16 protein-coding genes are annotated in these 15042 nt (G+C 42.8%); 9 read left to right on the plus strand and 7 right to left on the minus strand.

What is annotated here, in order from left to right; all coding sequences use genetic code 11:
- The first annotated feature begins 81 nt into the window (after positions 1 to 81).
- From ACFQ4A_RS07515 to ACFQ4A_RS07525, 3 genes are all read left to right on the plus strand, one after another.
- Positions 82 to 954, plus strand: coding sequence for a metallophosphoesterase (locus ACFQ4A_RS07515; RefSeq protein ID WP_382399156.1), 873 nt, complete (start codon positions 82 to 84; stop codon positions 952 to 954).
- A 95-nt stretch (positions 955 to 1049) separates the two neighbouring features.
- Positions 1050 to 1628, plus strand: coding sequence for an SCO family protein (locus ACFQ4A_RS07520; RefSeq protein ID WP_382399158.1), 579 nt, complete (start codon positions 1050 to 1052; stop codon positions 1626 to 1628).
- Positions 1629 to 1863: 235 nt separating this feature from the next.
- Positions 1864 to 2352, plus strand: a complete 489-nt coding sequence (locus tag ACFQ4A_RS07525) for a YkyB family protein (protein WP_382399160.1) — start codon at positions 1864 to 1866, stop codon at positions 2350 to 2352.
- Positions 2353 to 2643: 291 nt separating this feature from the next.
- Here the strand turns inward: ACFQ4A_RS07525 and ACFQ4A_RS07530 are convergent, their stop codons facing one another.
- Positions 2644 to 2967, minus strand: a complete 324-nt coding sequence (locus tag ACFQ4A_RS07530; protein WP_382399162.1) for a hypothetical protein — start codon at positions 2965 to 2967, stop codon at positions 2644 to 2646.
- Positions 2968 to 3081: 114 nt separating this feature from the next.
- Between ACFQ4A_RS07530 and ACFQ4A_RS07535 the strand changes: the two genes are divergently transcribed.
- Positions 3082 to 3969, plus strand: coding sequence for a DMT family transporter (locus ACFQ4A_RS07535; RefSeq protein ID WP_382399164.1), 888 nt, complete (start codon positions 3082 to 3084; stop codon positions 3967 to 3969).
- Between the two features lie 127 nt (positions 3970 to 4096).
- On the plus strand, positions 4097 to 4789 hold the full coding sequence (gene ric, locus ACFQ4A_RS07540; protein WP_382399166.1) for an iron-sulfur cluster repair di-iron protein: 693 nt from the start codon (positions 4097 to 4099) through the stop codon (positions 4787 to 4789).
- Positions 4790 to 4880: 91 nt separating this feature from the next.
- On the opposite strand, the gene ACFQ4A_RS07545 is transcribed toward ric, so the two are convergent.
- Both ACFQ4A_RS07545 and ACFQ4A_RS07550 read right to left on the minus strand, forming a co-directional pair.
- Positions 4881 to 5033: an FbpB family small basic protein gene (locus ACFQ4A_RS07545; RefSeq protein WP_382399168.1), complete on the minus strand. Its 153-nt coding sequence runs from the start codon at positions 5031 to 5033 to the stop codon at positions 4881 to 4883.
- A gap of 512 nt (positions 5034 to 5545) precedes the next feature.
- Positions 5546 to 5704 carry a Spo0E family sporulation regulatory protein-aspartic acid phosphatase gene (locus ACFQ4A_RS07550; RefSeq protein ID WP_382399170.1) on the minus strand — a complete coding sequence of 53 codons (159 nt, stop codon included), beginning with the start codon at positions 5702 to 5704 and terminating at the stop codon, positions 5546 to 5548.
- Between the two features lie 142 nt (positions 5705 to 5846).
- On the opposite strand from ACFQ4A_RS07550, the gene ACFQ4A_RS07555 reads away from it, so the two are divergent.
- The 4 genes from ACFQ4A_RS07555 (at position 5847) to ACFQ4A_RS07570 (ending at position 9503) form a co-directional block, all read left to right on the plus strand.
- Positions 5847 to 6203, plus strand: a complete 357-nt coding sequence (locus ACFQ4A_RS07555; protein ID WP_382399172.1) for a PilZ domain-containing protein — start codon at positions 5847 to 5849, stop codon at positions 6201 to 6203.
- A 68-nt stretch (positions 6204 to 6271) separates the two neighbouring features.
- Positions 6272 to 6781, plus strand: coding sequence for a signal peptidase I (gene lepB, locus ACFQ4A_RS07560; protein ID WP_382399242.1), 510 nt, complete (start codon positions 6272 to 6274; stop codon positions 6779 to 6781).
- Between the two features lie 391 nt (positions 6782 to 7172).
- Positions 7173 to 8336: a zinc ribbon domain-containing protein gene (locus ACFQ4A_RS07565; protein ID WP_382399174.1), complete on the plus strand. Its 1164-nt coding sequence runs from the start codon at positions 7173 to 7175 to the stop codon at positions 8334 to 8336.
- A gap of 27 nt (positions 8337 to 8363) precedes the next feature.
- Complete coding sequence (locus ACFQ4A_RS07570) at positions 8364 to 9503, plus strand: S1C family serine protease (RefSeq protein WP_382399176.1); 1140 nt, start codon at positions 8364 to 8366, stop codon at positions 9501 to 9503.
- Between the two features lie 93 nt (positions 9504 to 9596).
- Here ACFQ4A_RS07570 and ACFQ4A_RS07575 read toward each other — a convergent pair whose 3' ends face one another.
- The 4 genes from ACFQ4A_RS07575 to moaA all read right to left on the minus strand — a co-directional run bounded on the left by ACFQ4A_RS07575 (position 9597) and on the right by moaA (position 15038).
- On the minus strand, positions 9597 to 11552 hold the full coding sequence (locus ACFQ4A_RS07575) for a putative bifunctional diguanylate cyclase/phosphodiesterase (protein WP_382399178.1): 1956 nt from the start codon (positions 11550 to 11552) through the stop codon (positions 9597 to 9599).
- 25 nt (positions 11553 to 11577) lie between these two features.
- Complete coding sequence (locus ACFQ4A_RS07580) at positions 11578 to 12939, minus strand: TrkH family potassium uptake protein (RefSeq protein WP_382399180.1); 1362 nt, start codon at positions 12937 to 12939, stop codon at positions 11578 to 11580.
- A 619-nt stretch (positions 12940 to 13558) separates the two neighbouring features.
- Positions 13559 to 13981 (minus strand): YwpF family protein, encoded by a 423-nt coding sequence (locus ACFQ4A_RS07585; protein ID WP_382399182.1) that lies wholly within the window; start codon positions 13979 to 13981, stop codon positions 13559 to 13561.
- 31 nt (positions 13982 to 14012) lie between these two features.
- Entirely contained in the window at positions 14013 to 15038 is a 1026-nt protein-coding gene (gene moaA / locus ACFQ4A_RS07590) for a GTP 3',8-cyclase MoaA (protein ID WP_382399184.1), read from the minus strand.
- Positions 15039 to 15042 lie beyond the last annotated feature (4 nt).

The raw sequence follows: 15042 nt of genomic DNA on the forward strand, positions 1-15042 counted from the left end.
TTATTCCGCTCGTAGACTATTTCGTACCCTGCAAAAATAAGATATGATTAGAAGAGAACTAAACCTGAAAGGCAGACGCTTATGAACAGACGAACGTTTTTAAAAAAATTGCTAGGAAGTATGCTCGCCCTTGTGGGGCTAAGCGGCGGCACTTACTACTATGCACGGGAAATCGAACCCGGTATGCTTGCCGTTAAACATGAAACATTGGCTTCAGACAAGATACCGGAAACGTTCAATGGATTTAAAGTGGCTCAATTCACTGATACCCACATCGGTCATCATTATTCAATCGAACAGTTTGCGGAACTTGTGGATACGATTAACAGTCAAAACCCGGATCTCATTTTGTTCACCGGTGATCTTGTTGATCGACCGGATCAATACCACTGGAGCGACGAATTGATTGAGCTGCTCCGAAACCTGCAGGCAGATTATGGGAAGTACTGGATTTATGGGAATCATGACCATGGCGGTTACGGGACGGATATTGTTCGACAGGTGATGAATAAGGCTGACTTCAATCTGCTGCAAAATAAACACACGAAAATAGAGGCCGGCAATCGACGGATCGTTCTGGCGGGAATAGATGATGTCATGCTCGGCAGGCCGGACCTCGAAGCGACACTTGCTAACGCAGATTCGGACTTGTTCACCCTTCTTCTGGCACATGAACCGGACTATGCAGATAACACAGTCCAGTTTCCGGTAGATGTTCAGCTTTCCGGCCACAGCCATGGCGGACAGGTACGTTTACCATTTTTCGGTCATCTGTATACACCGCTTCATGCACAAAATTATGTTGACGGAAAACACACATTCGCAAACAGTCCATTAACACTCTATGTCAGCCGGGGTATCGGAACGACCAGACTACCCTACCGATTTCTTTGCAGGCCGGAACTCAATCTATTTACGTTGCAAGCTGAAAATGAACAGGAACACACCTCCTAACCACCGTCTTTCGGTGTATCCGTAACAGTTTGTTCATAGTTTTTCACCGGAAAACGTGCTATCCTAATGGTAATGACGATTAGGAGGATAACTTAATGGCAAAGTTTAAATCCGTATTCCCATTATTATTGTTTGTCATCCTTTTAAGTGCCTGCGGTGATCAATATGATGGCGATTTCTCATACGAGATACAGGATTTCACATTTACGAACCAGGATGAGGAAGACGTAAGCAAAAATAATTTGGATGGTAAGTTCTGGATCGCTGATTTCATTTTTACAAACTGTACAACCGTCTGTCCGCCGATGACGGCGAATATGGCAACGCTGCAGGATCAACTGAATGAAGCCGGTCTCCAGGATGATGTACAGCTCGTATCCTTCAGCGTCGACCCCGATCGTGATAGCCCGGAAGCTCTGAAAGAATATGTCGAAGCCCGCGGCGGTACTTTTGAGAATTGGGATCTGTTAACAGGCTATGATTTTGAAACGATTAAAGAATTCTCAATTAAGTCGTTTAAATCTGCTGTGGAACAACTCCCTGATTCAGATCAGATTATGCACGGAACAAGCTTTTTCGTCGTCACACCAGAGGGAAATGCGATCAAAAGCTACGACGGCCGGGATGCCGGGAATATGGAAAAAATTGTGGAAGATATCCAGGACATGATGTAAGCTACCGGAGTGGGACTCCCCCACTCTTTTTTTAAAAGATAAAATGTATAATATTTCAGAAGTCTTTAATCGTGAAATCGGTTGTTCGCCGATTTCTTCAAGTCTGACTTCCGGCCTCTGACCTCTGGAAAGACGAGGCGGAAGCCGAGTTTTTCTTAGTGATTGAAATGGGACTGGCAATGCGGTACGATAGAGACAAGCAGATAAAATGATTTCAGAAAGGGGCGTTCTATGGATGCATCAGCAAGATCCCATTCCACTTGATGAGCTGGCTAAAGCACTCTTTACAATAAACCGTCACGCCAAAACAGCTCCGGAACCAAAGCATCTTTATTTCATAAAGAAAGAATCGATCAATCGTTTGCTGAAGGAGAAACGTGCCGAAAAAATTGGTTTGCACTTCTCAAACCACCCCAGGTTCAGTAATCAGCACTCCACACTTTTAGTTAAGGTGGACAAGTATTTTTTCCATATACCCCCAACGAAAGATGACTTCAAAGAACTTGAGCATTTAGGCGAACTGGACCAGAATTACCGGAACCCTCCAACAAAGATGTCACTTTCACAGGCAAAAAAAATCGTCTATCGCTATATAGACTGGCAGCCACCCAAAAAACAGAAGCAAATTCCGTCTAAAAAAAAGTACAGATCATCTTATTTCACGCCTTCTTCACTGGGCAAAATGGAATGGCCACCCAGCAAAACCAAACGATGGTCACGTTAAAAAGCGCTTGCCCGGCAAGCGCTTTTTGATGTTTAGCTCCCATATGATCAAGACAATAGCATGATTAAAAGGATGTACCCGACATGATCAATGAAAGACTCTTTATTCGAGCAGAAAACCATACATACCTTTAAAGATGCTTTTGAGCGTCTAACCCAAGGAACAGGAGTAAGCTGTCGCCCTCGCCTCATCTGAGAAGGCCAATGCCCCCGAAAGAGCTCACCAGATGATTATTGAATGGCCTGATCAAATGCAGAAACAATTCGGCATAACTCATTCGTGCGTATCCGTTCATACGCGCTTTTTTTTATTTCGGAACATATGCTGGATGGCGTGAACGATAACCAGACAACCGCCAAAAACAGCTAGACTGTGCAGTGTTACCTCCACTAACGGCAGCTGGAATATGCTTGTCAGAACAACCCCTCCCAACAGGAAAATCAACAACAGGAAACTCGTCATCACATAGCTTAATAATTTAACGGATTTTGTGGCAATGATCCAAGTGATCAATGGATGGACCAGAATATATAGAATGGTTATGCCTGCCAACACCCAAAAATATGTCCCATCAATTTTCGCCGGCAATAAAGCGGCAACTTCCTCACCCAACATGTCTCAACACCTTCCCAATTATCGTATTATTCAATATAAACCAGTCAATTCCGTATTATACATATCAGTGATTTGATATAATGACTTTATTGGAGGATGTTTGGGGGGGTTGTCTTGAATAGGGCATTTTTTTTAATTATTCTCGGGGCTGCACTTTGGGGGACAATCGGCTGGTATGTCAAAAACCTTTATGCCTATGGGTTCACACCTATGGAAGTCGTAACGCTTCGTGTATGGTCTGCTGCTATTCTAATGGTATTGTTTTTATTGGTGACAGCACCGAAAAAACTAAAGCTGGCGTCTTTTAGCGACGTGACATATTTTGTCGGGACAGGCATATTCAGTATCGTCTTCTTCAATTTTTGCATGTTTACAGCCATTGACTTGTCGACGATTCCGGTTGCCACTGCCTTGCTTTATACAGGGCCAGCATTTGTCACGATACTATCATTTGGTCTCTTTAAGGAACCGTTATCAAGGCCAAAACTAATAGCGTTGGCAATCACCTTGATCGGCAGTGCGCTTGTGGTTGGTCTAATTCCCCTGGATCTTGAAACGTTCCAATTGGCAAGCATTTTGTTCGGACTTGGATCAGGGCTTGGATATGCGCTGTATAGCATTTTCAGTAAGTTCGCCCTGAAAAAGTATACAAGTTTAAGTATTACAGCCTATACCTTTATCGTCGCCGCTATTTCATTGGCACCATTTTTTCCGTATCGGGAAAAGCTCCCCTTGTTATCGGATCCAACTGTCTTATTTTTTGCCATTGGACTGGGGTTTCTACCAACAGCCTTTGCTTACATCATATATACATACGGGCTGAATCAAACGGAAGCATCCAAGGCTTCCATCCTGACAACAGTGGAACCGGTAGTGGCAACATTGATCGGCGTGTTAATTTTTCAGGAGGGTTTTTCTTTGACACAAATGCTCGGTATGGCATGCATTATCGGGGCTGTGGTCATGATTCAAATGAGCTCCCGGCGAAAATTATCTGAATAAGTGATATGTATCACGACAAATTGAATAAAAGCTGGTTATGATTGGTCTAAGAGCGCATATTCAAAAAGAAGGGATAAACCGGACTTTTTGAACAGCCTCTGTCAATCCAATTATAGGAGGTAATACGATGTCTGAATTTACTGCTGAACATACACCGGCTGACATTGTGAAAGTATTTCCGAAAGCCAGTGATTTATTTAAACAGCGCCGCATCGATTTTTGTTGTGGTGGTGATCGGCCACTTGGCGAAGTTGTTAAGGACCGTCATATTGATGAATCGATGCTCATGACTGAGCTTAACCAAGCCTGGCAAAATTGGCAAAAGGAAGATCATGAGACCGTTGACTGGGATGCAAAGCCTTTGAGTGAATTAATCGACCACATTGTCCATACGCACCATGCCTATTTAAATGAAGAACTTCCTGCTTTAGGAAAATTTGTCTCAAAAATCTTCCGTGTGCACGGACAAAATCATCCACATTTAAAAGCGTTACATCGTCTGTACAACGACTTTAAAGTGGATATGGAAGAACATTCAGTTAAAGAGGAAGAAGAGGTATTTCCGTTGATAAAAGAATATGAAGACAATCCAAGCGATGAACTACTACAGCACATCAGGGAAGCAAATGGTGGACTCGAGGATGATCACGATGCGTCCGGTAACATATTGAAACGCTTGCGGGAAATAACCAATGGATTCCAGCCGCCAAGTGACGCGTGCAATTCCTATCGCATCACATATGCACGCCTTGCCGAATTGGAAAGCGACACTTTCCAGCATATTCATCTGGAAAACCATGTTTTGTTCAAGCGTTTATAAACCATAACAAGAGCGGGATCATGTCAGGATGCTCCCGCTCTTTTTTGTCAATCTGGAAATGGTTCAACCAGCTACTTTATGATATGATAGGTTATGGTGATAGTTGATCCATTTTTTTTGATTGTTGACTGGTCACTTTTTTATCAAGCCGTTGTTCAATTTGCTTTATTTTATGTTCATCTTCCCACAGCTCTTGTTCGTATTGCTTAACCAGTTCTTCAAAATTCTGATATTTTGGGCGCATAGTTGTCACTCCTTTATCAGTGCTAATTCTATTGTACCCTAATTCTTAGCACTTAAATCAAAATTATTTGAACATTTTATAACATTTGCGTTACGACTATTTCATTGTGTGGCTAAGGGATGTTCCAAAACGATCGATTTATTTTGGCTGATAGAAAATACAGTGAATGGGTTGGAAATATACACAACGGCAGGCTTTGCTGAAGTGAAACAGGGCAGTCGCCATGAATGGGGTTGTTAAGTCACATGCGGTGATCGGTTTTCGGAATGGCTATGTTCTCGTTCCGGAATGCTGGCGGCATATCCTCAAGATTCATCCGTAAAATGTCTCTCATGCGCTTCCCCTATCACACCGTATATTGAACGTGAAGCGCTAACTGCCGGCATAAATGATCCGGACGCTATCCGCGGTGACGGCTGTATGCCTTATCCGATGCCTTAATATGGACACCATCAAACCAGGCCTCGATCGACTCAACGAAGTTTTGTAAAAAAGAAAGGCTACTTCGACGGTCACCTTACTTCTTTTTGGCTGTTCGTTTGTTTCATGGATTCATAAAGGTTTAACAACTTGTCCAGTTCTTGGCTTGTCTTAATCGCTTCGGGACTTGTAAAACCCTTATCCATAGCAATTTCTGTCATTTTATTGCGCAAAAATTCGATGCGGTTCAAAAGCTTGTCTGCAGCACACATGAGATTATCATAGCACCTCCATTGGGATAGCTTACTTAACTTTAGCATACTTCAACAAAAACTGACAAGTTTCAGATTGAATTTTTTGGAAAATGTTCACTTTTTTGGAAGGAGGTCCATGATGTATTTTAAACGCAATGAATCCTACCGTTATACCTTTGCTCAACCTGTTGCCGGAAAACTGACAAAAAAAGATACCAGCCATAAAGTGACAACTGATGTACATATACGTGATGTGAGTCTTCAGGGAGCTAAACTCTATTGTCAAAACACGATTGAATTGAGAAAAAATACAGCCATTTCTCTTTCATTCCAGCTGAACAACATGCCATTCCAGGCAGCAGGGAATATCGTATGGATTAAAACATACCCCCGGTGGTCTGAGCTGGGTGTCTATCTTGACACAGATGATGAATACAGGGAAATGTTGACGTGGGAACTTAAACAAATCGCTAAACAGAAGATACATCATCCATAACGATTCCGCAGTGCATCATATCACTGTCATACAACAAGAAAGGGTGTTATCAGTTGGAAAAATCAGACATGAACAATCGTTTGATGGAGTGGGTAAAAGCTATCCTGATAGCCCTTTTAATTGCCTTCCTGATCCGTTCATTTATTTTGGTGACGTCGATCGTTGATGGCAAAAGTATGGAACCAACGCTTGAAGACGGTGAAATTGTTCTGTTCAATAAATTCACCTATTTATTCAACGACCCTGCACGGGGTGACATTGTCATCATCAACCGACCGCGTAAAAATTATGTCAAACGGATTATAGGATTACCCGGCGAAACCATCGAAGTCAGGAATCAGACGTTATTGATTAACGGCGAAAAATATGAACAAGTCTTTATGACGCATGACGCTCAAACTGAAACCGGGCAATTCGGGCCTGTTCAAGTGCCGGAAAACCGTTATTTTGTAATGGGTGATAACCGGATGCTGAGTAAAGACAGCAGAAATGGACTTGGTTTTATAAGCGAAGAAAATATTGCAGGCAAATCAGAGTTCATTATTTTCCCAATAAATGAATGGTCCATGACAAAATGAAGCTGGAGGTCAGACGAGCCATTAAAGTCTGACCTTCATGATAAGAACAATTAATTGTTGTCTATTTAATCTTAAAGTCCCGCCGTTAAACAGGAAGGCGGGAAACTCATTTTATTCATTATCAAATATACAATAGCCGATATTAAGCACAAGTAGTCCCACACAAATGATTCCGAAAGCTGTATCCCATACTTCCATCTGTTTTCCCCCTTTCTAGCATATATGTATCAAAATCGATCCTCCCCACCATCATATCAATTTACCTGTCTAAAATAAAGTTGAAACGTCATCACCAGATTTTTTTTCGTTGTATGCGGACATATAACAAAATATGATAAACTTGAGATAGAAAAGCACAAAAGTCAAATGTTCAATGAAAGCAGGTATACCTATGCATCATTGTCCGTATTGCGGTATGAATGTACGCACGCAGGAGTCCTATTGCATCAAGTGCGGCAAAAAAATGCCGGAAGATGTCCACGAACGGCTGGAAAACCGAAAAATCGTCAATAAAAACTGGTATTTCCCGATGGCCGTTCTGGGATTTATACTGCTGCTGGCCGGCTCTTACTATATATTTTTACAACACCAGACAAGCGAGGCCCAGAAATTATATCAACAAGCCGAAGAAAGTGCTGTCGAGCATGATTACGTGAAGGCAGATGAATACTTGACTTCCGCCCTTGACCATGACCAATCCTTTTCTCAGGCGGACGTAGCCCTGCGATTTGTGCAAACGGCAAAGGATATCGAAGCCACTATGGAAGAGGCTGCAGAACATATGGAAGAACAGGAATTCCAGGACGCCCTGTCGCTGATCAATGAAGCTGAAAACAACTTAAGCCATTATAATGGTGATGCTGTAACCCCATTAATTAACACGCTGACGACAAAACGCAGCACGATTAAACTGGAACAACTCAAACATAAGCTGGATCAGGATCCGGATATTAATGAATTAAAAACGCTATTATGGGATGCTGATGCGATACAGACCGATGATGCTGCCGATATCACAGCTACTATACGAAGTCGGATTATTGACTATACCTTTTCACAAGCCAGCGAACAATTAAACGATAATCAATTCTCTGATGCCTTATTATTGGTCGAGGACGGCTTAAAATATACACCGGAATCTGAAAAACTGCAAAGTCTGAAGACAACCATTGAGAAAGAAAAAACAGCCTTTGAAACAGCGCAGCGTCAGCGGATTGAACAGGCCATCAGTACGGCTGAAAAGGAACGCGAACTGAACGAAAACGATGCGATCGAACTTGTCACAGCTGATGTCGAGCGTGATGATCAGGGTGACATCGTTATAAAAGGAAACGTAAAAAGTGTTGCCACCATTCCCATCAACTCCATTCTGGTGACATACACATTATCAATTAATGGTGAAGAATTGTTAACCAATGACGTGTATGTCTATCCGGATACCCTTTATCCTGGTGACGATGGTGAATTCGAGTTCACCCACTTTGATATTGAACAGCCAAGAGAAGATATCAGCATCGAAGTGGATAAAATCAAATGGTACACTGACCAGCAGTAATAGGTTTCTCATAAATGAGGTGAACAGATGAATAAAGAGCAAAAATGGCCAGTGATTGTTTCGTTACTGGTTGTTGCCGCAGGAATTGCCGTCTTATTTATCATGCACCATCTGTGGCAAGCGAAGAGCGTTTCCATCAATAATCCCATGATAAACCAAGTGGAATCCGACACCCAAAGTCCCGATCTCAAGACGATTATCCATAGAGCTGAAAAAAGTGTCGTCCAAATAGAAGGACAAAATGGGGAAAAAACCACCACCGGTTCCGGATTTTTATATAATGGTAAAGGTGATATTATTACAAACGCTCACGTTGTGAAAAATGCGGATGTGGTTAATGTCCGGACAGCTAATGGGCATATTTATCCTGCCGCGGTTATCGGAGCGGGTGACAATACTGATGTGTCCGTCATTCGTGTTCCTGAGCTTGCTGATCAGAATACTTTAACACTTGAAACAGAGAGGAAAGCGGAAACCGGTGATGAAGTCATCGCGCTGGGCAGTCCACATGGCTTTCAAAACACAGTCACGCTGGGCATCATATCCGGAACAGAAAGAAATTTCGACGTTGATGGGTTCAACTATGAAAATGCCTACCAAATTTCCGCGCAAATAACCGAGGGGAATAGCGGAGGCCCGTTAATTAATCGTGAAACCGGGAATGTTATCGGCATCAATGCGGTTGGTACAAATGATGGAACCCTTGGCTTCAGTATTCCAATCAATGAAGCCTATCAGGACATTACAACATGGTCAAAGGAAACCCGAAATGAAGATCTGGAATTTAAAAGCACTGATGATATAACGGGTACGGCCAAGCCCGACAAGCTTATTGAAGATGCGGAATACGTGGCTGATTATTTTTTTGAAAGTATCAGTATCAGGGATTATGTCGGCGCCTATACATTATTGGGCAGCTCTATGCAGTCAGCCCAGTCCTATCCCGATTTCCGGGAAGCATACATTCATTTTATTGATCTACAATATTCCGATTTATCCAGCACTGTAACAGAAGACGGTCAGGTCACGGTAACAGCTACCGTAACCGTGAAGTCCAAGTCATCGGAAGAGGAAAAAACAGAAGAAAAACAAATCACCTATGAACTGACAATCGGGCATGAAAACGATCAACTAAAAATCCTGAACATCACAAGAGACGATGAGTAACCGGGAAAACCAGAACCCGGCTCAGGGTCTTTAACGTCTTCCGGACCGGATCCTGCAGGTGGCCGGTCGGCCGTTCACTCTAACCGGGAAATATCAGCCTATTGTGCGGAACCATTTAGTCAGTTTTTCCGGTGGCAACGGTTTGCTGAAATAAAACCCTTGCATTTCATCACATTTTTCCTTTGTGAGAAACCTTAGCTGCTCAATTGTTTCAACACCCTCGGCGATCACTTTCATATCCAGGGAATGCGACATGTGAATAATCGATTTGACAATCGCTTGATTCTGCTTTTGATTCTCATTGATAAACATCTTGTCAATTTTTAATTTCGTGACCGGGAAAACACTCAAGTATTTAAATGATGAATACCCTGTTCCGAAATCATCAATTGAAACTGTCACACCTAGCTTACGCAAATGGTACATCGTTTCCAGGATATTTTCTTCATTGGTCATGGCCATCGTCTCGGTTATTTCCAACTCCAGATACTCTGGCGAAAGGCCCGTGTTCTGCAGCGTTTTCTTAACTTTGTCAACTAATTCTCGTTGATAAAATTGCTTGGCAGACAGGTTAACACTAACAGTCATAGGCTGGAATCCTTTATCCTGCCATGCTTTATTCTCCCGGCAGGCCTCGTTCATAACCCAATCACCGATATCGATGATCAGTCCTGTTTTTTCGGCAAGACCAATAAACTCACCCGGCGGTATGTACCCCTTTACAGGATGCTTCCAGCGCAGCAATGCTTCCACACCGACAATCTTATTGGAAGTAAGGCACTTCTGCGGCTGATAATGGAGTTCAAACTGGTCATATTTTAATGCTTTCCGCAGTTCACTTTCCATCGTTAGCATCGCTTTGAACTTTTCCGAAATGGACGACTCAAAAATATTATAGTTACTCCCATGTTTGTCTTTGATAACATACATGGCTGAGTCGGCGTGTTTAATCAGATCGTTTGCTGATTTTCCATTTTCGGGATAAACGCTGATGCCGATACTGATCGATGTAAACATTTCGTAATCATCAATTTTAATCGGTTTTTCAAAGGCATCCATCAGCTGTTCAGCAAATGAAGCAACAGCCGATTCATCTTTCAAACATCGTTGTAGAATCAGGAACTCATCACCGCTCATTCTCGCAATAAATCGATTCGTATTTAGAAACGATTTAAGCCGTTCACCGCAGGCTTGCAATAATTTATCACCGAAGGCATAGCCAAGCGTGTCATTAACCTCTTTAAAATAATTCAGGTCAATAAAGTAAACTGCCAGCAGTTCTTCATTTTCTTGTGCCTCAACAATGGCTTCTTTGAGAACTTTGTTGAAAAAATTCCGGTTCGGTAAATCGGTAAGCTCATCATAATAAGCCATGTATTCAATCCGCTTTTCATTTTCAATCCGGTTCGTAATATCTTTAATAACCGCTACATTAACCATGTCGCCGAGGTTATGGTACCGGTGATGCCTCATTTCGAAATGAAAGACTGATCCGTCCTTTCGGATGCCTGTCAGCTCATACGGGCCATCCGGATGGTCATGAACGTCAGCCAGTTGATGGTAGTTCCAACGATCGACCAGCCGGGAAAAGGTGATACTTTTGATCTCTTCGTCCGTATAGCCGAACAGATCCGCAAATGCCTGGTCACAATCGATAATACGGTCCCCCTCATACATGACCATACCTTCCGAGCTGGCATAGACATAGCTGTTAATATATTGCTTGACGTCATCGGTTTGATTGCTAAGCGAAAGGTCACGGATGATCAGACAGTATATATCATCACTTGTACGAATCGATTTCACTTCCACCAATTCCCCGTGTCGATGCTTTAACGCCATTAACAAATGGGTTTCATCATGCCCCTGGAGCAGGCCGAAATCAAGATAGTCATAAACAGACCCTTCATATCTATCATCTGCCTGCAATATAGAATAAGCAGCCTTATTACCGCGTATAATGTCACCATTCTGCCGGACAAATAAAATGGCTTCTTTCAGTTTTGTCAAAATTTGATGGTTAATCGGTATGTTTGTTTTAGTGGACACGAACATCTCCCCTAATGGCTAACGGTTAGCCAATGATAATTTTCTCTTTTGGATAACGATATTTCCCGCTTTTTTTATTATTTTTGAATATAAACAGGAAGGTGAGAATGCCTACTCTTCCAATGAACATCAGACACATGAGAACAATCTTGCTAAATGTCGTCAGGTCACCCGTTATGCCAAGTGACAAGCCGACAGTTCCAAAAGCTGAGGTGACTTCAAACAGGATCTGTGTCACATCAAATGGCTCCGCGATTGACACGATAATCGTTGCAGTTAACACGAATATAACCGCCATTAAGGTCACGGTGACAGCTTTCATCAGATCGTCTCCATATATTTCGCGATTAAACAGGCGCACTTCTCCTTTACCTCTTGCATAGGAAAAAATAAACAGCATCACCAATGCAAACGTGGTTGTCCGAATCCCGCCGCCGGCACTGCTTGGCGAAGCACCGATAAACATAAGCGCTGACATGAATAAATGATTCGGTTCGGTCAGCTGGCTGACATCCATTGTGCTTAACCCACCACTTCTAGTAGTAACGGACTGGAACAAAGCATAAAACAGGACTTCATGCCACGATTTATCCGCAAAAAAATCAGCGACATCCAGCAGCATAATAATCAGTGTACCGACAAGAATCAATGCCAGAAAAGTCAGCGTGGTTACCTTTGTAAATAACGTAAACCGGAACGCCTTTCCATCATCGCCTCGTGAAAATAAAAACGCCTTCAGTTCGATCAAAACCGGATAGCCAATGGCCCCGAATATAATCAGCAGCATGTTGATGAACTGAACGAAATAATCATCCTTGAACAGGATCAGCGACTGCCCGGTAATATCAAAGCCGCCGTTTGTCGTCGCACTAATGGCTCCGAAAAACCCCTGAAAATAGGCTTCTGCAGCCGTAGGGAAATACTGCAGAAAGTAAGTCCCGAGAATCAGAAAACCAATCAGTTCAATGACCATAATAACAAGCAATATTTCCTTGACGAGTCGAACGATTCCGGCAAACGTTGTCTGATTCTGGTCCGCTACAATTAACCGGCGTTCCCTGATGCCAATTTTTTTGCCGATGATCACCCATATGAATGTTCCGACCGCCATGACGCCCACGCCACCCAATTGAAGAATGACGGCAAGCATCGTGATCCCGACCGTACTATACGTTTCAGCAATCGTTACCGTGCTTAACCCGGTGACACTGAGCGCACTGACGGCTGTAAACACAATATCAATAAATGGGGGATCAATTCCCTCACGATGAGCTGCCGGCATTGCCAGCAACGCAGTCGACAGGATGACGGCAATGAAATAAAAGACAAAAATCAGCTGTACCGGGGACAATTGGTTTATCCAGCGCACAAAAGAACGGTTCACCATAAAGTACTCCTTGCATCGTCATTAGTATTATCGGTCCACTTACCAAAAACTTAATAATATTATAGCAATCAATTATCATTATGACCTGAAAATTCGACAATTGCTGCAGGAGAAGCAACCTTTTCAGTCAGTATGTTTGTCACATCGTAACAGGAAGCGTTAAGAAAAAACGCTGACGCGTCTTTTCAGATGCCAGAAGTCAAAAGTCGGATTAGAAAAAATCGGCGAAGTAGCCGATTTCAACATTGAAAAACAGGCTCTTCACCAAAATCTATGTTTGACAAACTGGATTTAAATTGATAAAGGCAACCGCTACGGCAAAACACTACGCTTTCCGTGGGCCCCGAGCTCAGCCTCCTCGAAAAAAGAAGTTCGCTTTTTTCTGCTCAGGTCTACTTTGCGCTTTCCCACAGGAGTCTCCGTGTTTTCCCTCCGCTAGCTAGTTGTCTAAAACATATTTATCCATATATTTCAACCATTGATTTTGGTGTTGACCCGAAAAACATCATCCAGAATTTTACACTTCCTTATCTTTTTATAAAAGCCGGCTAATTCCCTTAGGTTACCCCGAAAGCGGGATGCCGGCTTGTTAAAGCGGATTAATACGCTGACTTTTTGATCAGTTAAATTCCTGAATCTGTTCCTTGAATGTTTCCAATAGCGCTTCACCCTGATAGCCTTGTTCGATTAATGACTTCAGCTGTTTTTCAATAATTTCTTTTCGCTGATCGACAATCGTTCCGATAAACAGCACGTTCATTTGCTCCCCGATTTTATTAAGGCCGATCATTGATGTAATAAAGGTGGCAGGTTTGTTGTCTTGTTTCGTAATTTTTACTTCAATCAGCACTTCCTCTTGATGACTGTACAGGTTTTGAAAAAAATCATAATAGTCCTGGTTGACATATGCCTCGACGACCCAACGGTTTTCCTCGTCTTCCCGGTTAATGATCAAACCGTCCAGCAGCGAAATCGATTGCTGCAGCACATCATTATCCTCATTATTAATAATTTTTAAAGAAGCCAGCTTGAATGTTTTCACGGCATCACCTCCGATGGCAACGGATTCATGTTTAGCCGCCGATATAAGACATTTCGATTTTTCTGCGGTTCTGATGCTTTTCCTCGGAGCGCTCTTCGGAATAACGGTCTTTCCGTCTTCCCCACAAATGTGTCAGTTCCTCTTCCAGTTCAACATCCGACAATTGGTTATCACGCATTTTTTTTCGGATATCAAAACCATCTGAAGCGAACAGGCATGTGTACAGTTTTCCGTCGGCCGACAGACGGATCCGCGTGCACGTACCACAGAATGAATCTGTTACCGATGATATGACACCTATCTCGCCCCCACCATCTTTATAACGATATCTGGAAGCGACCTCACCATAGTAGTTTTCTTCAGCCGGTTCAATCGGCATCTCATGGTTGATCATAGTGATGATGTCTTTTTTGGATATGACATTTTTAAAGTCCCAGCCATTGTGATTGCCGACGTCCATGAATTCAATAAAGCGCAAAATGATGTCTTTGCCTTTGAAATAACGGGCCATCGGCAAAACTTGGCTTTCGTTCATGCCTTTTTTCACAACCATATTGATTTTGATGCCGAGCCCTGCTTCCTTGGCAGCCTCAATCCCTTTCAGAACGGGGCGGGCAACGACACCTTTCCCATTAATTTCCTTAAAGACCTCGTCTTCAATCGCATCGAGACTGATATTAACTCGCTTCAACCCTGCCTCTTTTAGTTTCTTTGCCTTTTTCGGCAGCATGACGGCATTTGTTGTAAGGGCAATGTCTTTAATACCCGGAATGGCATTCAGTTCAGCGATTAATTCCTCCAGATCCCGGCGCATTAGCGGTTCGCCACCGGTTATGCGAATTTTTTCCACGCCCAGTTTGGCAAAGACGCTGGCAAGCCTGATGATTTCCTCAAAGCTTAGAAGCTCTTTTTCGGATAAAAACACATAGTCTTCGCCGAATATTTCTTTTGGCATGCAATAGGTACAGCGAAAATTACATTTATCAATCACCGAAATCCGCAGATCTTTCAGTACCCGTCCGAAATGGTCTTTTATCGGTGTCGTTTCATTTGTCACAGAT

It is taken from the genome of Lentibacillus salinarum (assembly GCF_042679865.1).
In the GTDB taxonomy this organism is placed as follows: domain Bacteria; phylum Bacillota; class Bacilli; order Bacillales; family Amphibacillaceae; genus Lentibacillus; species Lentibacillus salinarum.